At 46.2% G+C, this 22,292-nt stretch carries 19 protein-coding genes; 11 read left to right on the top strand and 8 right to left on the bottom strand.

Going from position 1 to position 22,292, the window contains the following annotated elements; genetic code table 11:
* The first annotated feature begins 8 nt into the window (after positions 1-8).
* From FTV42_RS12320 to secF, 6 genes are all read left to right on the top strand, one after another.
* Positions 9-578 (top strand): LemA family protein, encoded by a 570-nt coding sequence (locus FTV42_RS12320; protein WP_180038929.1) that lies wholly within the window; start codon positions 9-11, stop codon positions 576-578.
* Between the two features lie 113 nt (positions 579-691).
* Positions 692-1,534: a DUF4303 domain-containing protein gene (locus FTV42_RS12315; protein WP_180038928.1), complete on the top strand. Its 843-nt coding sequence runs from the start codon at positions 692-694 to the stop codon at positions 1,532-1,534.
* Positions 1,535-1,664: 130 nt separating this feature from the next.
* The gene (gene tgt, locus FTV42_RS12310) at positions 1,665-2,795 is read left to right on the top strand and encodes a tRNA guanosine(34) transglycosylase Tgt (RefSeq protein ID WP_005252828.1); all 1,131 of its coding nucleotides are present in this window, start codon (positions 1,665-1,667) and stop codon (positions 2,793-2,795) included.
* Between the two features lie 100 nt (positions 2,796-2,895).
* The gene (gene yajC / locus FTV42_RS12305) at positions 2,896-3,225 is read left to right on the top strand and encodes a preprotein translocase subunit YajC (protein WP_004645158.1); all 330 of its coding nucleotides are present in this window, start codon (positions 2,896-2,898) and stop codon (positions 3,223-3,225) included.
* A 51-nt stretch (positions 3,226-3,276) separates the two neighbouring features.
* Complete coding sequence (gene secD, locus FTV42_RS12300) at positions 3,277-5,175, top strand: protein translocase subunit SecD (RefSeq protein ID WP_180038927.1); 1,899 nt, start codon at positions 3,277-3,279, stop codon at positions 5,173-5,175.
* A gap of 8 nt (positions 5,176-5,183) precedes the next feature.
* Entirely contained in the window at positions 5,184-6,158 is a 975-nt protein-coding gene (gene secF / locus FTV42_RS12295; protein WP_180038943.1) for a protein translocase subunit SecF, read from the top strand.
* 24 nt (positions 6,159-6,182) lie between these two features.
* Here the strand turns inward: secF and FTV42_RS12290 are convergent, their stop codons facing one another.
* From FTV42_RS12290 to cysM, 5 genes are all read right to left on the bottom strand, one after another.
* Positions 6,183-6,866, bottom strand: coding sequence for a S24 family peptidase (locus FTV42_RS12290; protein WP_180038926.1), 684 nt, complete (start codon positions 6,864-6,866; stop codon positions 6,183-6,185).
* A 100-nt stretch (positions 6,867-6,966) separates the two neighbouring features.
* Positions 6,967-9,276 (bottom strand): bifunctional (p)ppGpp synthetase/guanosine-3',5'-bis(diphosphate) 3'-pyrophosphohydrolase, encoded by a 2,310-nt coding sequence (locus FTV42_RS12285; protein ID WP_180038925.1) that lies wholly within the window; start codon positions 9,274-9,276, stop codon positions 6,967-6,969.
* A gap of 32 nt (positions 9,277-9,308) precedes the next feature.
* On the bottom strand, positions 9,309-10,697 hold the full coding sequence (gene rlmD, locus FTV42_RS12280) for a 23S rRNA (uracil(1939)-C(5))-methyltransferase RlmD (protein ID WP_180038924.1): 1,389 nt from the start codon (positions 10,695-10,697) through the stop codon (positions 9,309-9,311).
* A 6-nt stretch (positions 10,698-10,703) separates the two neighbouring features.
* Positions 10,704-11,522, bottom strand: coding sequence for a 3'-5' exonuclease (locus FTV42_RS12275; protein WP_005101819.1), 819 nt, complete (start codon positions 11,520-11,522; stop codon positions 10,704-10,706).
* Positions 11,523-11,540: 18 nt separating this feature from the next.
* A complete protein-coding gene (cysM, locus tag FTV42_RS12270; RefSeq protein WP_004281649.1) occupies positions 11,541-12,470 on the bottom strand; it encodes a cysteine synthase CysM in 930 nt (309 codons plus the stop codon).
* A gap of 362 nt (positions 12,471-12,832) precedes the next feature.
* Here cysM and FTV42_RS12265 point away from each other — a divergent pair, with 362 nt between their 5' ends.
* The 5 genes from FTV42_RS12265 (at position 12,833) to rsfS (ending at position 18,759) form a co-directional block, all read left to right on the top strand.
* Positions 12,833-15,640 carry an ATP-binding protein gene (locus FTV42_RS12265; protein ID WP_005106081.1) on the top strand — a complete coding sequence of 936 codons (2,808 nt, stop codon included), beginning with the start codon at positions 12,833-12,835 and terminating at the stop codon, positions 15,638-15,640.
* A 107-nt stretch (positions 15,641-15,747) separates the two neighbouring features.
* On the top strand, positions 15,748-16,536 hold the full coding sequence (locus FTV42_RS12260) for a crotonase/enoyl-CoA hydratase family protein (RefSeq protein WP_005106080.1): 789 nt from the start codon (positions 15,748-15,750) through the stop codon (positions 16,534-16,536).
* Positions 16,537-16,572: 36 nt separating this feature from the next.
* Positions 16,573-17,442: an NAD(P)-dependent oxidoreductase gene (locus FTV42_RS12255; RefSeq protein WP_005106079.1), complete on the top strand. Its 870-nt coding sequence runs from the start codon at positions 16,573-16,575 to the stop codon at positions 17,440-17,442.
* A gap of 39 nt (positions 17,443-17,481) precedes the next feature.
* A complete protein-coding gene (locus FTV42_RS12250; protein WP_005106078.1) occupies positions 17,482-18,270 on the top strand; it encodes a hydroxypyruvate isomerase family protein in 789 nt (262 codons plus the stop codon).
* 81 nt (positions 18,271-18,351) lie between these two features.
* Positions 18,352-18,759: a ribosome silencing factor gene (gene rsfS, locus FTV42_RS12245; RefSeq protein ID WP_004645144.1), complete on the top strand. Its 408-nt coding sequence runs from the start codon at positions 18,352-18,354 to the stop codon at positions 18,757-18,759.
* A gap of 267 nt (positions 18,760-19,026) precedes the next feature.
* Here the strand turns inward: rsfS and FTV42_RS12240 are convergent, their stop codons facing one another.
* Genes FTV42_RS12240 through FTV42_RS12230 form a run of 3 tightly spaced genes read right to left on the bottom strand, consistent with a single transcriptional unit; the run spans position 19,027 to position 21,938 of the window.
* Entirely contained in the window at positions 19,027-20,472 is a 1,446-nt protein-coding gene (locus FTV42_RS12240; protein ID WP_005248072.1) for an NAD(P)(+) transhydrogenase (Re/Si-specific) subunit beta, read from the bottom strand.
* Between the two features lie 3 nt (positions 20,473-20,475).
* Positions 20,476-20,799: a proton-translocating transhydrogenase family protein gene (locus FTV42_RS12235; protein ID WP_004281642.1), complete on the bottom strand. Its 324-nt coding sequence runs from the start codon at positions 20,797-20,799 to the stop codon at positions 20,476-20,478.
* A gap of 11 nt (positions 20,800-20,810) precedes the next feature.
* A complete protein-coding gene (locus FTV42_RS12230; protein WP_004645141.1) occupies positions 20,811-21,938 on the bottom strand; it encodes a Re/Si-specific NAD(P)(+) transhydrogenase subunit alpha in 1,128 nt (375 codons plus the stop codon).
* Positions 21,939-22,292: the final 354 nt, after the last annotated feature.

Here is a 22,292-nt window from a genome sequence, read left to right as displayed (position 1 = left end):
GATCTCGGATGGGATTTTTGATTTTATGTTTGATCATTGTGGCGCTGATTGTCACGATTATCATGATCCGCAACAGTATTGTCCGTCATCACAACGCCACGATTCGCGCCTGGTCGGATGTCGCCAGTTATGAACGGCAAAAACTGAAAATTCTGGATGGGCTGCAACCGCTGGTCGAGCAATACTCGAGTTTTGAAAAAGGCACGCTAGAAAAAGTCACCGAACTGCGTCAGAACATCATGAACCTGAATATCAAGGATGCCGATATTGGACAATTACAACGCATTGAAAGTCTGAACAAACAGTTAATGCATAGCCTGAATGTCGTGATTGAAAATTATCCGGAACTGAAAGCCAATGACATCTATCTGAAAATGATGGCTGAAATTGAAGAACAGAATGAAAATGTCGGTGCTGCGATTACCATTTATAATCGCAATGTCGAGCTGTTTAATAACCAGATCCAGATTTTTCCGCACAACATCATTAACAATATGTTGCTCAGAAAAAAAGTGGTACGTCCATTCCGTGATCAAAGCGTGACTCAGAATTTTGATTACCGTCCGAACTTTTACTGAGTGAACAGCAAGATCTGATAAAATTTTGCATCCTTGGCACATCACCTTATTATAAAAATAGCCAAGGGTGCGGCTGTACCTGTCTAAAACTTATAAAATAAAGAATAAAAATTATGCTGGATTATTTAGAGCGCTTGCAACAGACGCTGGTCGAGGAATTTTATCGGTTATACGACCATTATCAGGATGATCAAATCTATGCCTGTAGTCTGGTCTTTGACGAATTTTTACTGCTGGATGATCTGGCGATCTCGACTGAACGCAGTATTTTTAAAGATCCGGAAGATCCACAGCAATATCTGGCTGAACAGGATCGCTGGAATATCGGGAAATGGCGTTATCGAGCACATGCTTCGCTCGACTCAGGACTTATCCCCTTTAAAACCTTGTTGGTCGATTATTTTATAACCCAGCACAGCTTTGGCCATCCGGTATTGGCACAGCAAAAACAGCTGCACGCGACGCATCTGGATTTATTGCTGGATAGTTTTAAACAAGCCAAACAGCGCCTTTCTGAAAGCTATGGTTTGGATCTGGATGGCATCCTGTTTTTCATGAGCCTGCCGACCCAAGTCGAATTTGAATGTCAATCTGCGCAGACACTTAATCCTGAGCATATTCATTTACAGGAATTTCTGGCATCCAGACAAACTACTCATTTACCTGCCATGCAGAAACGTTTGAAACTCTCGCAAAACGACAAGGATATTCTGATTGATCTGGAGCAGATGCTGGTGATGGAACCTTATGATTATCTGCAAGTAGCACAAGATGCCTATTTGCTGACCTTGGAATCCTACTTTGTCGATAGCAATATTTATATCCAGAAACTGATCCAGCATATCGCTGCAATGGCCTCGGAACCGGATGGTAGCTGTGCCCTTAGCCGGGAAGATATCCAGCAACGCTTGCAGCAGTTTTCCGCACATCCACCCATTTCTACGAATGTTCCCTAGCTTCAGCGATAAATAAAATTACAGAGCGAATGCTCTACAATGCTGGCGTTTAGTGTAAGAATCAAGGAAAATAGCGCCCTTTAGCTATAACAATCAGCGAACTGTTTTTTCGCCTTGATTTGGAACTCCTATGAAGTTTGAAAAATTAGGTCAGTCGGGCCGTGCCCGTCGTGGTCGTTTAACGCTTGAACATGGTGTGGTGGAAACCCCGATGTTCATGCCTGTGGGTACTTATGGTACGGTCAAGGGCCTGTTGCCACGCGACATTAAAGAGATCAAATCTCAAGTCATTCTGGGCAATACTTTCCATTTGTATCTACGTCCAGGACTGGATGTAATTCGTGAACATGGCGGCCTGCACGGATTTATGAAATGGAATAGTCCCATTTTGACCGATTCAGGCGGCTTCCAGGTCTTCAGTCTGGGCGCAATGCGTAAAATTAAAGAAGAAGGTGTGACCTTCCGCTCGCCGATTGATGGTTCAAAAGTATTTTTATCTCCTGAAATTTCAATGGATATTCAGCACACGCTGAACTCTGACATTGTAATGATTTTTGATGAATGTACCCCGTACCCTGCGACGCATGAAGAAGCGCAAAAATCGTTGCAACTTTCTTTACGCTGGGCCAAACGCTGTAAAACCCAGCATCATGACGTGCTGAAAAACCGTAATGCGCTGTTCGGTATTATTCAAGGCGGCATGTATGAAGATTTACGTGATGAATCTTTAAAAGGCCTGCTAGAAATCGACTTTGATGGTTATGCGATTGGCGGCCTGTCCGTTGGTGAGCCAAAAGAGGAAATGATCAAGGTACTGGATTATCTTCCAGAAAAAATGCCTGCAGACAAACCGCGTTATTTGATGGGCGTCGGCAAGCCTGAAGATATTGTGGAAGCGGTGCGTCGTGGTGTCGATATGTTTGACTGCGTAATGCCAACCCGAAATGCACGTAACGGTCACTATTTTGTGACAGACGGCTTGGTGCGAATCCGTAACAGTAAATACCGTCATGACCAAAGCCCACTCGATCCGCATTGCGACTGCTATACCTGCCAGAACTTTACCCGTGCCTATTTATTCCATCTTGAGAAATGTGGGGAAATGCTCGGCTCTATGCTCGGTACGATTCATAATCTGCGCTATTACCTGCGTTTGACTGAAGCAATGCGTGATGCATTAGACAACGGTACATTTGACGAATTTGTTCATGACTTTTATGCCCGCCGTGGCCTGGAAGTGCCACCTTGTCCGCAAGATTAATCCATCAGCATTTGCGCTGAGGAAAAAGACAATGTAAATTGCAAGAATATGTCAATTTATTATCGAGTTGATCACCAGTTTTTTATTTTAGGAAAATGTAATGAGCCTTTTTATTTCGACTGCTCACGCTGCAGGTGAAGCTGCACAACAACCAAGCATGATGGCGAACCTTTTGATGATTGCTGTTTTTATTGCAATCTTCTATTTCTTGATCTGGCGTCCTCAATCTAAACGTGCCAAAGAACACCGTGCTTTGGTCGACAGCCTTGGCGTTGGCAGTGAAGTGGTATTTGCAGGCGGATTAATGGGCAAAATCACCAAGATTGAAGGTGACTTCGCAGTGGTTGAATTGAGCCGTGGTGTAGAAGTCAAAGTTCAACGTGCAAGTGTGATTTCAGTCCTCCCTGAAGGCACTTTAAATAACCTTTAATCAAAAATAGTCGTGCCCTCGCACGACTTTTTCATTTTAAGAAGAAAACGAATGCGTTACCCAGCATGGAAATATGTACTGATCCTGGTTGTCCTGGTGATCAGTACTTTATATGCCCTGCCAAGTTTGTATCCAGATGAACCTGCTGTACAGATTTCGGGTGCCAAAGCCGGTACTCAAATTGATGCAAGCATCGTACAAAAAGCAGAGCAAATTTTAAAAACTGAAAATATTGCCACCCATGACAATAGCTTTGGCAACAATGCAGCTTTATTACGTGTAGATTCAAGTGAATCGCAGCTTAAAGCCAAAGAGGCTTTACGTCGTGGTTTAGGTGATGATTACGTGGTTGCATTGAACCTTGCCCCGACCACCCCAGAATGGCTGCAAAAAATTGGTGCCAAACCAATGAAGCTCGGCCTGGATTTACGTGGTGGTGTTCACTTCTTGCTTGAAGTGGATATGGACAAGGCCATTTCCCAGCGCATGGAAACCTCTGCGACGGATCTACGTCGTCAGTTGCGTGATAACAACCTGAAATTTAATAGCCTGAATTTAAGCAACAACACCATTGTGATGCAGTTTGCCAACAATGATGATCGTTCTGCAACGATGGACTTCTTGCGCCGTAATGGCAATGAGTTTACCCAGCAGGCTGTTGCGACCGAGACCGGTTCGACCTTACGTCTAAACTATACTGATGTGCGTAAGCAAGAAATTGAATCTTATGCTGTCAATCAGAACTTGACCACTTTACGTAACCGTATTAACGAGTTAGGTGTGGCAGAAGCACTGGTTCAAACTCAGGGCAGCAACCGTATTGTGGTTGAGCTTCCTGGTGTACAGGATACCGCTGAAGCGAAACGTGTCTTGGGTCGTACCGCGAACCTCGAGTTCCGTCTGGTGTCTGACCAGAATGATCAATACATTGATCCATATACCGGTCAGGCTACAGGTGCATTGCCACCAGGCACAGAAGTCTTTGCTTATGAATCACTGGACAGTGGTCGTCAGCTCCTGTTGAACCGTAACCGTATCTTAACCGGTGAACGTGTTCAGAATGCATCAAGTGGCTTTAGCCAGGACACAGGCGGTGCTGAAGTTAACATTACCTTGGACAGCGCAGGTGGCAAACTGATGTCGGATGCCACCCGTAATGCGGTCGGTAAACGTATGGCCGTCTTGTTCATCGAGAACAAGCAGCGCATTAATTATGTGGAAGACCCTGCGACCGGCACTCAAACTGAAGTTCGTACCCCGTATACTGAATCTGTAGTGATTAACGCTGCAACTATTCAGGCAGTACTGGGTTCTCAGTTCCGTATTACTGGTCTGGACTCACCGCAAGAAGCTGCTGAACTTGCCTTGATGCTGCGTGCAGGTGCGTTGGCTGCACCAATGTATTTTGTTGAAGAACGTGTGATTGGTCCAAGTCTGGGTCAAGAGAACATCGACAAAGGTGTACTTTCAACTCAGATCGGTTTCCTTCTGGTTGCCATCTGGATGGTGGTGTTCTTCCGTGTGTTTGGTGTGATTGCCAACTTTGCCTTGGTCTTTAACCTGGCGATGATTCTGACAGTCATGTCTTGGATTGGCGCTTCCCTTACCCTTCCGGGTATTGCCGGTATCGTCATTACCATCGGTATGGCGGTCGATGCCAACGTACTGATCTGTGAACGAATACGGGAAGAAATGAAATGGGGAGCTTCGCCAAAACAGGCGATTGTGGCCGGTTATGATCGTGCCTATAACACCATTTTCGACTCGAACTTGACCACATTCCTGGTGGCGTTCATTCTGTTCGCGATTGGTACAGGTCCGATCAAAGGCTTTGCCGTAACCCTGATGATTGGTATTGTCTGCTCGATGTTTACTGCCATTACAGTAACGCGTGCCGTGGTACAGCTCATTTATGGCAAAAAACGTAACTTGAAAAAGTTGAGCATTTAAGGAGATCACTGATGACTGAAAATACTCAACTGAATCAAAAACAGTACGGTCGCCCGGAAGACGAACGCATTATTCCGTTTATGAAGATTGCGATGCCTGCGGCATTGTTTTCAATCCTCTTAACCGTTGCGAGTATCTTCTTTATTGCCACCAAAGGCCTGAACCTCGGTTTAGACTTTACCGGTGGTGTGGCAGCCGAATTAAACTATACCAATCCGGTCAAACCTGAAGATGTCTCCAAGGCATTGAACCAGGCAGGCTTTAATGATGCTGTGGTTCAGACTTTAGGTTCTGAACGTGACCTGATGGTGCGTATGCCGGTTCAGGAAGATATCGAAGCTGAAGACCTGACCAAAGCTGTTACAGCCGCAGTTCAACTGCCAAATAATGCGGCAGAAGTACCGAAGGTTGATGTCGTCGGTGGACAGGTCGGTAATGAACTCTATGTCCGTTCTGGTGGTGCTGTGGCACTTGCGCTCATGCTGATGCTGGTCTATGTCACCATCCGCTTTGAGTTCAAACTGGCTATGGGTGCAGTATTGTCACTGTTCCATGATATCGTCGTTACCCTCGGGATTTTTGCGATGATGCAGTGGCCATTTGACCTGACTGTACTTGCAGCACTCCTTGCAATCATCGGTTTCTCACTGAACGATAATATCGTGGTCTCTGACCGTATCCGTGAGAACTTCCGTAAGATTCGTGGTGCAGAACCGGTCGAAATCATTAACATTGCCCTGACTGAAACGCTGCGTCGTACCATTCATACCTCTATGACCTTATTGCTGGTGGTGCTTGCCATGATGCTGATGGGCGGCGATGGTCTGAAATGGTTCTCGATCGCGATGTTTGTTGGTGTCTTTGTCGGGACCTATTCGTCCATCTATATCGGTACGGCCTTTGCCTTGTGGCGTGGTCTAAACCGTCAGGACTTTATTGTTCAGGTGAAACCAGAATTTGAAGACGAGAACCAGATTCCATAATCGGTACTGTTTCATGTTCATCGTTCAGCCCGTCTTATGATGGGCTGAATTATTTCTGCCGTTTGAATATGTGGCAGCGGGAATAATCGCAATGACTGGATGGATTTTCTCAATATCAGTTTTCTGGAAAACCACCTTTCTGCTTTCATCCAGACTTTGAAATTCATAATGATCCTGAGTTTCACTGACCATTTGCAAAATGAGCTGCAAGCCATTGAGCAGATACACACAGAGTATGCCTGCAGTGGATAACTCGGCCTGTTTGTCACAAACCAGCCACCAGCCCGGTTTTAAGCTGGGAAAATAATACGGCCCTGCTACCCAAATCGCATAATGCTGTGCTTGCAGATGAAAAATATCCTGATTGAATGAGAGCGCTGAATCCAAGGAGATAAGTGCGAATGCCTGCTGTTGCACCACCTGCATTTGCAACAGTACACCTTGCGCTGGAATTGGAGATAATTCAACTTTTGGTTCAGTCGACTGATCTAGAATGAGCACATCTAGACCCAGTTGTTGTTCCAGCTCCCTTGCTGCTTTCTCGCCGATCTGGCGTTTGCTATTCAGCAATTGAGCGATATACGATGCAGACAAGCCGAAATGCTCACAGATCTCTTTGCCGGTTTTAAATTGCTGCGTCTCGATCAGCAGATCAATCACCTTGGCCAGATTATTTCGTCTACGTTCAAATATTTCGGTCGCGCTCATTTTGGTTTGCTGGTCTATTTTTTATGCATGTGATTCAAATACCTTACAATAAAAAAGCCCGCAATTGAATTGCAGGCTTTTTAAACTTAGGTAACAGGAATTAAGTACCCTGTACCAGACGGCGTGCGCTGATAATTCCCGGCTGCTGCTCTAGACGAGCCAAAAGCTTGGAAAGTTGTGCCAGACCTTTGACTTCAATCAACAGCTTCATATTGGCAATACCATCCGCTTCCGAAATGGTATTCACCTGACGGATATTGATCTGATCCGAGAAAATTACTTGCGTCAGATCTTTGAGCAAACCGCGTCGATCATAAGCTTCCACCACAATCTGCACACTTTGACCACGAGTCGGCTGCATTTCCCAGTCGGCTTCTACCGCACGTTCAGGCTCTTGGGTGATCATGCGCACATAGTCCGGACAAGCGACTTTATGAATGCTCACACCACGATTCAGAGTGATATAGCCAGCAATCGATTCACCATGCACCGGTTGGCAACATTGCGCGACATGTAGTTCCACGTTATCCAAACCATCGATCAGAATCCCGTGCGCTGACAGTGTATGACTGGCACGCGGGTTCAGGGCAGGTTTTAGCACCAGTTCAGGTTCGTCCTGATCCAGATGCATATGGCGATTCACCTGATTAATCAGGGCATGCAGGCTGATATCACCATTGACCAGATTGACCAGAATATCATCACCGGTTTTGACATTGAAGTGGTTGCAATAATCACTCAGATCAATCGATTTCGGGTGAATTGCCAGACGTGACAATTCTTTGTTCAGTACTTCACGGCCGACTTCCAGGTTCTTGCTACGATCCTGCTGACGGAACCAGTGACGCAACTTGTCTCGTGCCCGGGCTGTCTTGATATAACCCAGCGAATTAACCAGCCAGTCCCTGTTCGGTTCCCGGTCTTTTTTGGTCAGAATCTCGACCTGTTCACCGGTTTTCAGGGTATAGGTCAGCGGCACATAGCGCTGATTCACCCGTGCAGCATAGCACTTGTTGCCGACTTCGGTATGCACATGATACGCAAAGTCGAGTACGGTCGAATCACGCGGCAGCTCTTTGATATCACCATCACGGCTAAACACATAGATCTTTTCAAAACCTTCAAAATCTTGAATATGTTCAAAATTCTCTATTTCATCTTCAGATTCTTTATGTGCACTGGTTTCATTGCGCTCTTGATAATGCTCAAGTACCGCACGTAAGGAATGCAGACGATGGTTAAAGGAGCGATCTGTCGTTTTTGCACCTTCTTTATAATTAAAGTGTGAACACACCCCCAGTTCAGCTTCGTCATGCATTGCATGGGTACGAATCTGCACTTCAAGTGATTTGTTCTCGGCAATCACCGCAGTATGTAAAGAACGATAGCCATTGGCTTTTGGATTGGTAATATAGTCATCAAACTGATGCGGAATATGGCGCCAGATCTGATGCACAATACCTAAAGTGTGATAACACTCCGGCACACTTTTCACCAGTACCCGTAAAGCACGAATATCATAGAGCTGGTCAAAGCTCAGGTTCTTGCTTTTCATTTTTCGATAAATCGAATAAATGTGCTTCACCCGGCCATTAATTTCAGCTTCGATGCCATGCTCAGCCAATTCATTACGTAATTTATCAATCACAAACTGAATATACTGTTCACGCTCCAGACGCTTTTCATTCAGTAAGGAAGCAATTTCTTTATAACGTTCCGGCGCAAGATAACGGAACGCCAGATCTTCCAGCTCCCATTTCAGCTGGGCAATGCCCAAGCGGTGTGCCAGTGGCGAGTAAATGGTCAGAATTTCTCGGGCCACCCGTTCCTGACGCTCACGCGAGGAATTGGCCAGTTCACGCAAGGCATAGGTACGTTCGGCCAGCTTGACCAGAACAACCCGTACATCTTCGGTGACCGAGATCAGCATTTTGTAAATGCCAGACAGATGTTCACGCTGGTTATTATTGAAATGATCTTCCAGGCGTTTATTTTTTTCGATCAGCTCAGACAGCTTACCCATGGCAAGCGTACCTTTGACCAGGCTATGCACCTGTTCGCCGAACTGTTCCAATACTTCACTGAGTGGCATGACGCCTTCACGAACAGCACGATACAGCATGGCTGCGGATAAAGTATCTTCATCGACATGCAGATGCGCCAGAATATCCGCCATCTCAATACCAGTATAAAAGGTATTGGAGCGGTGCTGAACCGTACTTTGCAGCTCTCTTTCTAATGTTAAGTGGGCGACTTCTTCGAGCTGCGTTAAAGGTGCGCCATCTAATATGCCACGAACCCGATCCAACCATTCAGTCAGATCCTGGTGTGCTTGTTCGGCATGTTCTACAGTCGTCTCCTGTGACAACTCATTGAGTCGCCCAGGGAGTTGCTCACGTACTGTGACCATACCCGTCTCCTACTTTTAAAAACATCATTTCTTTAATCGTTTATTTGATTTTCTTTTTCGAACAATGCGATTGATTCCACATGTCCAGTATGTGTAAACATATCCATCACGCCCGCCTGGGTGAGACGATAGCCCTGTTGTACCAGAAGTCCTGCATCTCTGGCGAGTGTCGCAGGATTGCATGACACATAAACGATTCTTTTAGCTCCAAACTGAGGGAGATAATGCATCACTTCTTCTGCCCCGGCACGTGGCGGGTCGATTAATAATGCATCAAAACCTTGATTTGCCCAAGTATGGTGCGAGAAATCTTTGGTTAAATCTTGTGAATAGAACGCTATTTGTGCAATACCATTGTTTTTGGCATTTTCCGCACCACGTCGAACCATTTCATCACTTCCTTCAACCGCAATCACCTGACCCGACGCACCAACACAGCGCGCCAGCGGCAAAGAAAAGTTTCCTAATCCACAAAACAGATCCAGAACCCGTTCACCTTGTTGTAGCTGAAGCAAATCACATGCCAATCGTACCATTTGCGGATTGATGCTTGAATTTACCTGGGTAAAGTCCAGAGGATTAAAGCCGAATTTCACATCAAAGTCATCAAGACCATAGTGTAAGCGTGCAGATGCTTCTGGATCATCTATCCGCGAAAGTGTTTCTTTGCCGGCAGGCTGCAGATACAATTGCCAGCCTTTCTGTAACGTAAATTCGCGCAATTGGTTGACATCATCGTCAGACAATTTTGCAGTTTCACGCACCAGCAGTGCAATCTCCTGATCCCCCATGGCCAATTCTATATGACCGATGTCAGCCTTACCATTAAGACCTTGCAGCAATTGTTTAAGACGTGTAACCGAGCCAAACTCGCGATCCAGAATCATACAGCGGTCAATCGGTGTCAGTTTATTTGACTGATTCTCCCGAAAACCTACCACCAGCTGGTTCTTAGACGGCAGATAACGCACCCCGATGCGGGCTTTACGGCGATAATCTTCACGTTGTGAACGTAAAGGCGGTAGCCATTGATCAGGCTGGATTCCGGCAAAATGCTGAAGATGTGATTTCAGCACATTCTGTTTCAGTTCAATCTGCGCATCCGCAGCGATATGCTGCATATTACAGCCACCACACACGCCAAAATGCGGACACACCGGCTTCACGCGAATCTCGGAAGCGTCGCTCAACAATTCAAGACTGTCGGCTTCTTCTAGCTTCTTAACTTCACGGGTAATACGGGCACGCACGGTTTCACCCGGCAAGGCATAACGGATAAAGACTTTCTTGCCATGTTTATGCTGCGGATGATCCGGATGTGAACCATAATGAGCGATGCCACGTCCCTCATGCGATAGTGACTCAACCTGAAAAATGTACTCGGGTTGCTGGATAGGACGTGCTTGTGCTCGATGTTTCATGAAAACCTAGGGTGTGGAGATGGGAAAATCAAATTGGGTAAATTCAGTTCGTTGCGAAGTCTCACGCCAAACTGATAAAAAGTCCGCATGCTGCGGTTGAGTATGCAAATATTGAATCGTGCTTTGCAGCAAATGCTGATAGTCCGGCAGTAACAGTTGGCCTTTTAACAGCAACCAGCGGATATACACCAGCCAGGTATTCAGGACATCACCTTCACAATAAGACGTTAGTTCGGTCCATTGCTGATTGCGGACATATTCTGGAACCCGATAGGCTCCGTCACCGCGCTTGCCTGGATAGCCCAGCAAATGTGCAACATCATCCAGCTTCTGGAAATGACGGGCATGAAACATGGCCATCACATCCATCAGGTCAACATGACGATGATGGTAACGATTCTGGTAGTTATTATAACGCTTTTGCGTATCAATTTCGCCCTGATCGAACAGACTCGGTGCAGAGAGCCCATGATACATAGCGCGGTATAAAATCACTGGTAAATCAAACTGTGAGCCGTTCCAACTCACTAGAGTCGGATGGCGCTTGTCAAAAATCGACAAGAATTTTTTCAAAATTTCTGCTTCAGAATGCTGTTCTCGGCTAAACGAAAACAGCTTCATGCCCTGCTCATCCATCCACAAACCGGAAATACAGACGATTTCATGCAGCGGCAAACGCTGAAAATCCGAGCCTGAATCCTGACGGCGTAATTTGGTCAAGGCCTGATCCAGATCTGCTTCGGGCAGGTCCAGACCAAACAGATGCGCGCCTGATTTGAGATCGGTTTGGGTTTCAATATCGAAAGTTAAAACAGGCAGGCGCATAAAACAGTGCTCAAATAATTATTCAGGATCTTGTACAGAGAATAACCCTGTAGACAAGTAACGGTCACCACGGTCACAGATAATACACACAATCACTGCATCCGGATGTTCTTCCGCCAGTTTAATCGAGGCCCACACTGCCCCACCAGAAGAGGTTCCGGCACTAATGCCTTCTTTCTGTGCCAGCTTACGCATGGTTTTTTCAGCTTCGATTTGTGGAATATCAATAATGCGATCGACTCGGCTGCGGTCGAAAATGGTTGGCAGATATTCTTCTGGCCAGCGACGGATTCCGGCAATGCTTGAACCATCAGATGGCTGTAAACCGACGATCTGAATATCAGGATTCATTTCTTTCAGGTATTTCGACACACCCATGATGGTGCCGGTGGTACCCATAGAACTGACAAAATGGGTAATTTTGCCACCGGTTTGCTGCCAGATTTCTGGACCCGTGGTCAGGTAATGCGCTTCGACATTGTCCGGATTTCCGAACTGATTCAGCACCAGACCCACACCATCATTCTGCATTTGAGCAGCAAGATCACGTGCACCTTCCATGCCCTGCTCTTTGGTCACTTCAATTAGCTCGGCACCATACGCACGCATCGCGTCCTTACGTTCCTGACTCATATTGTTCGGCATGATCAGCTTCATTTTATAGCCACGCATTGCTGCGACCATCGCCAATGCAATCCCCGTATTTCCGCTCGTTGCCTCAATCAGGGTGTCACCCGGTTTGATCTGCCCACGCTTCTCGGCCTGCATGATCATATTATAGGCCGGACGGTCTTTGACCGAACCTGCCGGGTTATTGCCTTCGAGTTTCGCGAGTACTGTAGCTTGAGTGTGACTTGCCAGACGCTGTAAACGCACCAGCGGCGTTTTGCCTACATAATGGTCTAACAAAAATTCATCTGCTTGAAAATCAGGGATGGTATTACTCATTATTTGCACCTATATCGAGGTGCGGCTATTGTATGAAAAAATGCTTTTCCCTGCACCCATTTAGCAAGGCTTTTTCAGAAAACTCACTAAAACTCACACACTATCAAGCCATAAACTACATTTCCCGATAATTTAGCCAGGTGAAGCAGCTCGCTAATGAAGATGAAAATACTATTTCAGTCTGGCACTTTTACAGATTGAAATTTCGTGCGTCTTAGTCTTGCTGTACCTGAGCAAAATTAACTGAAATCTCTTGTATTTTTAACTGCTAATCCGAAGCTTTATAAAAATTATGCTTAAATTTTAACTGTCGATTTAAAGCATGCTAATATGCCAGGCATAAAGAAAATACTGCTTAAATCATGTCAACGATCAACAAAAAGCTGTTTAAACGCCTACACTTAAATCATGCCTATGGACAGCTGATTGCGCTGATTTTTGTGCCGATTACCATTTTGGCCTGTGTCGGTGCCATGCTGGTGTTGACTGAAACCTCAAATGCCGCACGTGCCCAGCAGAAGCAGATGGCCATTGCGATTCTGACTCGCTTTCAAGGCACTTCAGAATATGCCCTGGATATCTTGAACCTGTATCCATGGCAATATGACCAAGCTCACAACGCCATGCAGAACATGCTGAATGAAAAGCATCTGGTTCGGGCAGCAGTTCTGGATGAAAATGGCAAGAACCGTTTGGGCATCGGCTTTCAGGAACAAGCGCCTTGGCCAGAATTTGAGAAAAGCGGTAATTTTGTTGGCCCGATTCTGCATCAAGATAATCATATCTATGCCATTAAAGTGAATGAAAACACTTTTTCTACCGGCTGGCTGGCGATCGAACTGGATAACCAGCCGCTAGCAATTGCCCGTTACCGGGTACTAATCGTACTGATTGCGACCGGATTACTGACTTTATTATTATTGTTGCTCTGTCTGAACTTCTACTCTCGGCGCTGGATTGCACCAATGTATGAAATTCGCATGCAGTTGCAACGCCTGAATGCCGATACCCTCGGCCAGCATATGGTGATTAATAGCACCGGAGAGCTACGCTTATTGCAACGTGATATCGCCAATGTGGTGAAACGTCTGCATTTCAGCTTTTTGGAACTACGTGAACATACCGAACAGACCGAAGATGATTTGCGCCGTACCCTCGACACTTTAGAAGTCCAGAATATTACCTATCGTCAGGCACGCGACCAGGCGATCTCGGCTAACCAGGCCAAGTCGGTGTTTCTGGCCAATATTTCCCATGAACTGCGTACCCCGCTGAACAGTATTGATGGTTTTATTCATCTGTTATTGCGTCAGGGCAATCTCAGCAACGAGCAGAGCCTGTATTTGCAGACCATTCGTAAGTCTTCGGCGCATTTGCTGGCACTGATTAATGATGTGCTAGATTTTTCCAAGATTGATGCCGGCAAACTGGAATTAGAAACTGCACCTTTCGATCTGGAAGAAGCGATTTTTGATGTGATGGATATGCTGTCACCACTGGCAGCCCAAAAACATATTGATATGGCTTTCTATTATGCGGACGGTGTGCCAAAACACATCATTGGTGATGCGCTACGATTTAAACAGATTCTGACCAACCTGATTTCCAATGCGATCAAATTCACTCCGGATGGAGAAATCATTGTCCGGGCACGCATGGAACATGATGGAATGGATCAGTGTGTGCTGCATTTTAGTGTACAGGATAGCGGCATTGGCCTGAGTGGTACCGACCGTAAAAAGCTGTTTGAGTCCTTCTCGCAGGGTGATACCTCGGTGACCCGTCAGTTTGGCGGTACCGGTCTTGGTCTGGCAATTTCCAAACAGCTGGTCAGCCTGATGCATGGCCAGATTGGTTTTGAAGACAATCAGGAACGTGCTCCAACCGAAAAAGGCTCTACTTTCTGGTTTACTGCCCAGTTCCTGGTCGATGAAGATACCGTGATTGAGCATCCAGATTTTAGCGAATTGACCGTGGTGTCTTATCTTGCACATCCGGCAACTGCGAATGTGCTGCGGCATTATCTGGAAAATTATCAGGTTAAACATATTGAATGTGCATCGATTCTGGATCTGTTTAGCCGTCTGAATCATTTACAGAATAGCGAAAATACTTGGCTAATTGTCGATCATAGTGGTGACAGTGAAGTCTTGTTACGCGAAATCCGTTCACGTTATCAGGGGCATCTGGCTGTCTATGGTTATCAGATGCAGCTGGATCCAAGCATGCTTAATGACCATCGTGCCCGTGCCCTGCATCAGCCACTCAGCCGCAGCGCGCTGATTCAGTTACTCGGCAATCAGCCGGTCTTCGATCAGGAACAGCATGAAGAATTCAATGGTCAAGGCCTGCATATTCTGGCCGTGGATGATCATTTGCCGAACCTGATTGTTCTGGAAGCCTTGCTGGGCGAACTGAATGTCACCACGACCAAAGCCCTCAGCGGACAGGAAGCGATCGATATTATTCAGCGCCGTTATGAACAGGAACAACCGGCGTTTGATCTGGTGTTTATGGACATTCAGATGCCGGTGATGTCGGGGATCGATACCACTCGTGCTATTCGCTCGCTGGAATCGACCTTTGAAAATCATAGCCGCCTGCCGATTATTGCCCTGACAGCGCATGCGCTTTCTGATGAAAAGCATAAACTGCTGCAAAACGGCATGGATGATTATGTCACCAAGCCGATCCAGATCGAGCAGATTATCCAAATTTTGACGCACTGGACCACCGAGCATTTTAAACGGATTCCGGTGCTAGAACGCGCCAATGTGATTGATGCTCTGGATCCGAATATTCTGGACTGGCAGCAAAGCCTGCAACTGGCAGCCAATAAGGAGGATCTGGCGGTAGACCTGTTACGTATGCTGGTAGACAGCTTTGCGGATGAACTCGATGAAATGCAACAACTGATTGAACTGGAAGATTTCCCACAACTTGAACATGTACTGCATCGTCTTTACGGTGCAACCCGCTATGTCGGTGCGCCTACTTTGCAGAAAGTCACCGGTGGCTTTGAACAGTTCGTTTCGACCTTGCGCAAAGAACGTCGTAAGGCCGATGAAAGCTTTGTTCAGGACGTGCTGAAATATTTTGATGAACTCAAAGCCGTGGTTGAACAGGTTGAACAGGCTGCCCAGCAAATTTTGAAGCAACATTTAAATTAAAGCTTTGAAGCTGCTCAGTCCTTAACTTACTCAAGTGTGACTGGGCTGTCATGCAAGCCCAAAGGCTGCATGCTATGCTCAAGCCAGGAAAAATAAGGAAGAATGCCATGTCACTCGTGCGCTTGGAAAAAAATAACGGCATTGCCACTGTTACACTGAATCGTCCGGATAAACGCAATGCCATGAGCTTTGCCCTGCTGCGCGAACTGGTCGCGACTGCACAAAAAATCAAAAAAGATAAAAGCATCCGATGTGTGATTTTAACGGGAGAAGCCCAGGTCTTTAGTGCCGGTATTGATCTGGCCGATTTAAATAATCCTAAAAATCGTGCTTATGCTGCTTGGGAACTGATTCGTCCGGGTCAAAGCCTGTTTCAAAAAGCATTTCTGGTCTGGCAAGAATTACCTGTTCCGGTGATTGCCGCAATGGAGGGCTTCTGTTTTGGTGCCGGGATGCAACTGGCATTAGCCGCAGATATCCGCATTGCCCATCCTGAGACCAAAATGTCGATTATGGAAACCCGCTGGGGACTGGTGCCAGACATGGGACTCAGCCGCTCCCTGAAAGGCCTGATTGGTATTGATCTGGCCAAAGAGCTGACTTTGACTGCCCGGATTTTTGAGGGCGAATATGCCAAAGAAATCGGTCTGATCACCCATGTCGATGAACAGCCACTAGGAAGAGCACAAGCCTTGGCTGAAGAAATGCTGCAACGTTCCCCAGATGCGCTGATGGCCTCTAAATTTGTACTGGATGCCATGCAGCATCGTCCGAACAAATCCCTGCGTATGGAAAAAATATGGCAGCTGAAATTATTACTGGGTAAAAACAGTCAATTGGCCCGTAAAAAGGACAAAAACCCAGAGGTTCAGTTTGTACCGCGCCAATACAAATAAACCCAGTCTGAATCTAGGAAAGGAATAAACCAAAGCATGCAGTTGAATCGCGATACTAAAATTGCCTTTTTAGGTATGGGGCTGATGGGCACTCGTATGGCCACACGTCTGCTTCAGGCAGGTTTTCAGGTGGCGGTTTGGAACCGTACGCCAGCGGCCTGTGATCCCTTGCTGGATCTAGGAGCAACTGCACTGTCTTTAGACCAGATTGCGAATTATCCAGTGATTCTGACTTGTCTGGCAGATGATCATGCGGTGCAATCTGTTTTTGCTCAGATCGAACCGTATTTGGTTGCGGAGCAAGTGATTGTGGATTTTTCCAGTCTTTCGGTACAGCAAACTCAAACACTTGCCGCGCAAGCACAGGCCAAGAAAGTAATCTGGATTGACTCTCCGGTTTCAGGCGGTACCGCCGGAGCTGAACAAGGCAGTCTGGTGATTTTTGCCGGTGGTGATGCCGCGACGATTGAAAACCTTGATCCGATCTATGCAGTACTTTCACAGCGCGTGACCCGCATGGGTGATACGGGCACCGGTCAGGCGACCAAAATCTGTAATCAGCTGATTGTGGCTGCCAATAGCACCCTGATTGCAGAAGCGGTCGCCCTTGCTGGACTTGCGGGGGTGGATACACGTTTACTGGCGCCTGCGCTGGCGGGTGGTTTTGCCGACTCCAAGCCTTTTCAGATTCTGGCCCCCCGTATGGCCACGCAAACTTTTGAACCGGTGCAATGGAAAGTGCAGACTTTATCCAAGGATCTGAATAATGCCGTGCAACTGGCCCAAAGCTTTGATCTGGATGTTCCGGTCGCGACTCACGCTTTATCACAGCTGCACGCTCATCAAGCTCAAGGCTTTGCCGAAGCAGATCTGGCTACTGTAATCCAGCAGCTTAAACACTCATAACGCTTGATTTATGCAGCCCTGAATATTGAAGAGAAAGACATGATTAAACTTGCCGTCAACCTGTCGATGATTTTTACCGAAGTGCCGCTGATCGAACGCTTCGCGCTGGCTCATGCACAGGGCTTTAATCATGTGGAAATCCAGTTTCCTTATGAGCTCACAATTGGCCAGATTCAAAACCAGCTCAGCACGCATCGGCTGAACTTGTGCCTAATTAATGTACCGGCAGGCGATTTAATGCAGGGCGGTCATGGTCTGGCCGGCATTCCAGGACAGGAAATCGAGTTTCGTCATGCTGTTGAGCACGCCATCCAGTATGCCACAGCGTTGAATGTACCGCGGGTCAACATTCTGGCAGGAAAACAGCCTCTAGATTGTGATCTGCTACCCTGCCTGAATACGCTGGCGAGCAACCTGAAAATGGCCTGTTCAATGCTGCTTGAGCATCAAATTGAACCAGTCTTTGAAATGATCAATGGCACCGATATGCCACGTTTTTTGATTCAAAATGTTGCTCAGGCACAGGAAATGCTGGAAGCCGTGCATCATCCGGCCTTAAAAATGCAGTATGACTGTTACCACATGGCAATGATGGGCGAAGATGTCTTAGAAACTTTGCAAGAAAATATTGCCTCGATTGGTCATATCCAATTTGCGGATTGTCCGGGACGGCATCAACCCAATACGGGTTCAATTCAATATCATGATATATTTCAGTGGTTAAAACATAGTCAATATCAAGGTTATGTCGCTGCCGAGTATAAACCTAGCGGACATTCCAACGATTCCTTTGACTGGAAAGCTGAGTTCTTTCCGGAGCATGACTGAGTGGACTGCGGCTTAATTTGAAATTCAGGACTAAAACCGCTATATTAGACCATGCATAATTGTTAGGAAATTACACTCCCCATGAATTTAGAACCATCGCCCAGCGCTTCTAATTCTCACGATCTTACTATGAATTCAAATTCTCAAGCTGTACAGGACTGCTTAAAAGTCGTACATGCTGCACTTGAAGATGTAAAAGCAAAAGAAATTGTTGAGCTTGATGTCAGCGGTATCAGTAATGTGGCTGATGCTATGGTCATTGCAAGCGGTACATCGACACGTCACATCAAATCATTGGCCAATAACGTTGCTGAAGAAGCACGAAAAGCTGGCTTCCGCCCTCTTGGTATTGAAGGCGAGCGTGATGCTGAATGGATCCTCATCGACCTTGGTTATGTGGTGGTTCATTGTATGCTTCCAACAGCGCGTAAATTCTATGACCTAGAAAGCTTATGGCGCAATCCTACAGATACTGACTCTGTAGCGTAAAAACCGAATATTCAAAAAAGCGACCTGTGTAGGTCGCTTTTTTATTGCCTGTTCATCTAACTTTATAAGCATTAATACAACTCAATCTGTTCGCTATTTTTTAATTTCCATCTTGTCTTATGCACCGATTTGATTGGTATTTTAGGATCAATTCATCATCAACATAGACGTTCGATGATCACTCAATCATCCTTTTCCCAAGATATAAAATAAAAAGTCCCCCTTTATTAAAAGGGGGACTTAGGAGGATTCTAATAATTTAGATGATTAGTGACCCGTACCATTAATGGCTTTAGTCATATCTTCCACCACTTTCTTGGCATCACCAAAGATCATCATGGTCTTGTCATTATAGAACAAGTCATTGTCGAGACCCGCATAACCGGTTGCCATAGAACGCTTGATCACCATAATCGTACGTGCCTTATGGGCTTCCAGAATTGGCATACCATAAATTGGCGATGTTGGATCATCTTTCGCCGCAGGGTTCACAACGTCGTTCGCACCAATGACCAGCACCACATCTGTTGCCGGGAAGTCCGAGTTGATCTCATCCATTTCCAGAATGTCTTCATACGGTACGTCCGCTTCAGCAAGTAGTACGTTCATATGACCTGGCATACGACCTGCTACAGGGTGAATCGCAAAACGAACCGTTACGCCCTGCTCTTTTAGCAAGTTAGCCAATTCTTTTACCGCATTTTGTGCACGGCCTTGCGCCATACCATAACCCGGTACAATCACCACGCTGTCTGCATTTGACATCAGGAAGCCTGCATCATCTGCCGAGCCAGAACGGTGATTACGTTGAACCTGTTCACCTGCTCCTGCTGTCGGCGCAGCTGCACCGCCCATCGCACCGCCAAACAAAACGTTGATGATAGAACGGTTCATCGCTTTACACATGATGTAAGACAGAATCGCACCTGAAGAACCCACCAGTGAGCCTGCAACGATCAACATGTTGTTTTCTAGGGTAAAACCAATCCCCGCTGCTGCCCAACCCGAAAATGAGTTGAGTAGCGATACCACCACTGGCATATCACCGCCACCGACTGGTGCAATCCATACCCAGCCGAATGCCAGTGCAAGACCTGTCATTGCCCAGAACGAGGTCATATTGCCAGTCAGGAAGAAGTGAACACCAAAACCTAACATAGCAATAAAGATGATCGCCTGAACCGGTTTCACCCATGCACCTGAAATGGTTTTTGCCCATTTCTTTGCAGCCAGTTTACCGTAAGCAAAGACTGATGCTGTAAAGGTAATCGCACCCACGAAACAGCCCACAAACAGTTCAAATAAATGAACACGACTCATTTCATGGAAATTGACACCATTGGCAGCCAACAGGTCTGGACCTAGTTCAATCAATTTGTTGTTGTGAATAATGGCAGCGACAGCAATCAGGACCGCAGCCAGACCCACCAATGAGTGCATTAGCGCCACAGTTTCAGGCATCTGCGTCATTGGAACTGTACGTGCACGAGCAATACCCACGATTGCACCCAGCACCATTGCACCAATGATCATCCAGACCACTGGATTCTCAGCTACAAAGAAGGTGGTCATGACCGCAATGGCCATCGCGATCATTCCGTAACGGTTACCGGCAATCGCAGTTTTAGGACCTGATAAACCACGTAGCGTCAGGATAAAAAGAACGGCACCAATCAGGTAGAACCAATCCGCATACTCTCGAATCATTTCCATGGATTAACCCTCTTTTTTCTTTTGCTTAGGTTTAAACATTTCCAGCATACGAGCAGTCACGGCAAAGCCACCGAAAATATTAATGCTCGCCAGGAATACTGCAATCGCGCCAAGTACGCTCACCACGTTAATGGTCTGGAAATCCACGCTACCTTCAACGCCAATCACCGGCAGGCCAACAGTCTGAATCATTGCACCGACAATAATGATCGATGACAAGGCATTGGTGACCGCCATCAACGGCGTATGCAATGCTGGTGTTACACCCCACACCACGTAGTAACCTACGAAAATGGCAAGGACAAAAATCGTAATTGTTTCAACCATGAGTCTTCTCCTTAACCACGTTTCAGCAGCACTTGGCCGCCATGAGTGACGAGTAGGGCTTTTTGAATTTCTTCTTCTTGATTCAGGACAAAATTCTTATCTGCATCAAATAGTGTTTCAACGAAGTTAAATACGTTACGAGCGTATAAAGCAGAGGCTTCAGTTGATACAGTCGACGGAATATTTGGAATGCCGAGAATTTTGACGCCATTGTCGGTATGGACTGTTTCGCCACATTTCGAACCTTCGACGTTGCCGCCAGACTCTACTGCCATGTCCAAAATTACTGAACCTGGTTTCATTTTCGCAACTGTTTCAGCACGGATTAAACGCGGTGCATCACGGCCCGGTAAAAGCGCTGTGGTAATCACGATGTCAGCATTTGATACCGCTTTATCAACAATTGCAGCCTGATCGCGGATGTATTCTTCACCCGGCATCCAGCCATAACCATTTTTGGCAGCATCTGCAGCTTTTTGCTGCTCTTCAGCAGACATCGGCACGTCTAGCCATTTACCGCCCAGAGATTCAACCTGATCTTTGGCAGTTGGACGCAAGTCCGTGGCTTCAACGATGGCACCTAAACGTTTTGCAGTGGCAATCGCTTGCAGACCCGCTACGCCGACACCCATAATCACCACACGAGCCGGTTTAACCGTACCCGCAGCAGTCATCAGCATCGGGAACATGCGCTGGTATTCAGCCGCAGCCAAAAGCACCGACTTGTAACCTGCAAGGTTGGCTTGAGAAGACAAGACATCCATGTTCTGCGCACGAGATAAGGTTCGTGGCAAAAGTTCCAATGCAAATGCAGACACGTTTTGTGCCGCGAATTGGTCAAGCTCAGTATTACGGTAAGGATCAAACATTGCCACGATAGTGGTATTCGGGTTGAGTTTTTGAATTTCCTCACCTTTCGGTGCACGAACTTTTAAAATCAACTGACTGCCGGTGTAGGCATCATCCGTAATTTTGGCACCAACTTGTTCATAGGCACTATCGATATAGGCAGCTTTAACCCCTGCACCACGTTCGATAATCACGCTATGTCCTGCGCTGATCAATTTCTTTACTGTCTCTGGCGTCGCAGCGACGCGATTTTCACCGACAACAGTTTCGGCTGGAATTCCGATCTGCATGAGCGTTCCTCAAGCTAATTTTTCTTAAGTAAACATCGTGTAAAACGATGCTTCCCCTCAGGATGTGTTCTTGTTGAATTTTTGGATTCTAATCAAACTGTTTGAAATTACCACCTACTATTTATTTAATAAATACCTATATTTTGAACTGATGATTCATAAAAATGATGCTGTGATAGCACATTTATTTAATTCTCTAGATATTCATATTCGATGATTTTATAAACGATATTCATTCCACTGAATGAAATATCCAGATTTCGCTGGTGTAAATAAGCGCAGATTTCTGATTTATTTTGTTACATTGATGATTCTGACAATGATTGCTGTATTTCTTGATTCAGAAGCAGACTT

This window comes from Acinetobacter sp. YH16052 (assembly GCF_013417155.1).
Taxonomy (GTDB): Bacteria; Pseudomonadota; Gammaproteobacteria; order Pseudomonadales; family Moraxellaceae; genus Acinetobacter.
The sequence above is the reverse complement of the archived record's forward strand: the minus strand, read 5'-3'. Positions and strand labels throughout refer to the sequence as shown.

Excerpts from the sequence above, each read along its gene's own strand:
- FTV42_RS12285 (WP_180038925.1), bottom strand. The coding sequence starts at position 9,276 with ATGGTCACAGTACGTGAGCAACTCCCTGGGCGACTCAATGAGTTGTCA.
- tgt (WP_005252828.1), top strand. The coding sequence starts at position 1,665 with ATGAAGTTTGAAAAATTAGGTCAGTCGGGCCGTGCCCGTCGTGGTCGT.
- FTV42_RS12235 (WP_004281642.1), bottom strand. The coding sequence starts at position 20,799 with ATGGTTGAAACAATTACGATTTTTGTCCTTGCCATTTTCGTAGGTTAC.
- FTV42_RS12265 (WP_005106081.1), top strand. The coding sequence starts at position 12,833 with ATGTCAACGATCAACAAAAAGCTGTTTAAACGCCTACACTTAAATCAT.
- yajC (WP_004645158.1), top strand. The coding sequence starts at position 2,896 with ATGAGCCTTTTTATTTCGACTGCTCACGCTGCAGGTGAAGCTGCACAA.
- rsfS (WP_004645144.1), top strand. The coding sequence starts at position 18,352 with ATGAATTTAGAACCATCGCCCAGCGCTTCTAATTCTCACGATCTTACT.
- FTV42_RS12250 (WP_005106078.1), top strand. The coding sequence starts at position 17,482 with ATGATTAAACTTGCCGTCAACCTGTCGATGATTTTTACCGAAGTGCCG.
- FTV42_RS12315 (WP_180038928.1), top strand. The coding sequence starts at position 692 with ATGCTGGATTATTTAGAGCGCTTGCAACAGACGCTGGTCGAGGAATTT.
- cysM (WP_004281649.1), bottom strand. The coding sequence starts at position 12,470 with ATGAGTAATACCATCCCTGATTTTCAAGCAGATGAATTTTTGTTAGAC.
- FTV42_RS12260 (WP_005106080.1), top strand. The coding sequence starts at position 15,748 with ATGTCACTCGTGCGCTTGGAAAAAAATAACGGCATTGCCACTGTTACA.
- secD (WP_180038927.1), top strand. The coding sequence starts at position 3,277 with ATGCGTTACCCAGCATGGAAATATGTACTGATCCTGGTTGTCCTGGTG.
- FTV42_RS12255 (WP_005106079.1), top strand. The coding sequence starts at position 16,573 with ATGCAGTTGAATCGCGATACTAAAATTGCCTTTTTAGGTATGGGGCTG.
- FTV42_RS12320 (WP_180038929.1), top strand. The coding sequence starts at position 9 with ATGGGATTTTTGATTTTATGTTTGATCATTGTGGCGCTGATTGTCACG.
- rlmD (WP_180038924.1), bottom strand. The coding sequence starts at position 10,697 with ATGAAACATCGAGCACAAGCACGTCCTATCCAGCAACCCGAGTACATT.
- FTV42_RS12275 (WP_005101819.1), bottom strand. The coding sequence starts at position 11,522 with ATGCGCCTGCCTGTTTTAACTTTCGATATTGAAACCCAAACCGATCTC.
- FTV42_RS12240 (WP_005248072.1), bottom strand. The coding sequence starts at position 20,472 with ATGGAAATGATTCGAGAGTATGCGGATTGGTTCTACCTGATTGGTGCC.
- FTV42_RS12230 (WP_004645141.1), bottom strand. The coding sequence starts at position 21,938 with ATGCAGATCGGAATTCCAGCCGAAACTGTTGTCGGTGAAAATCGCGTC.
- FTV42_RS12290 (WP_180038926.1), bottom strand. The coding sequence starts at position 6,866 with ATGAGCGCGACCGAAATATTTGAACGTAGACGAAATAATCTGGCCAAG.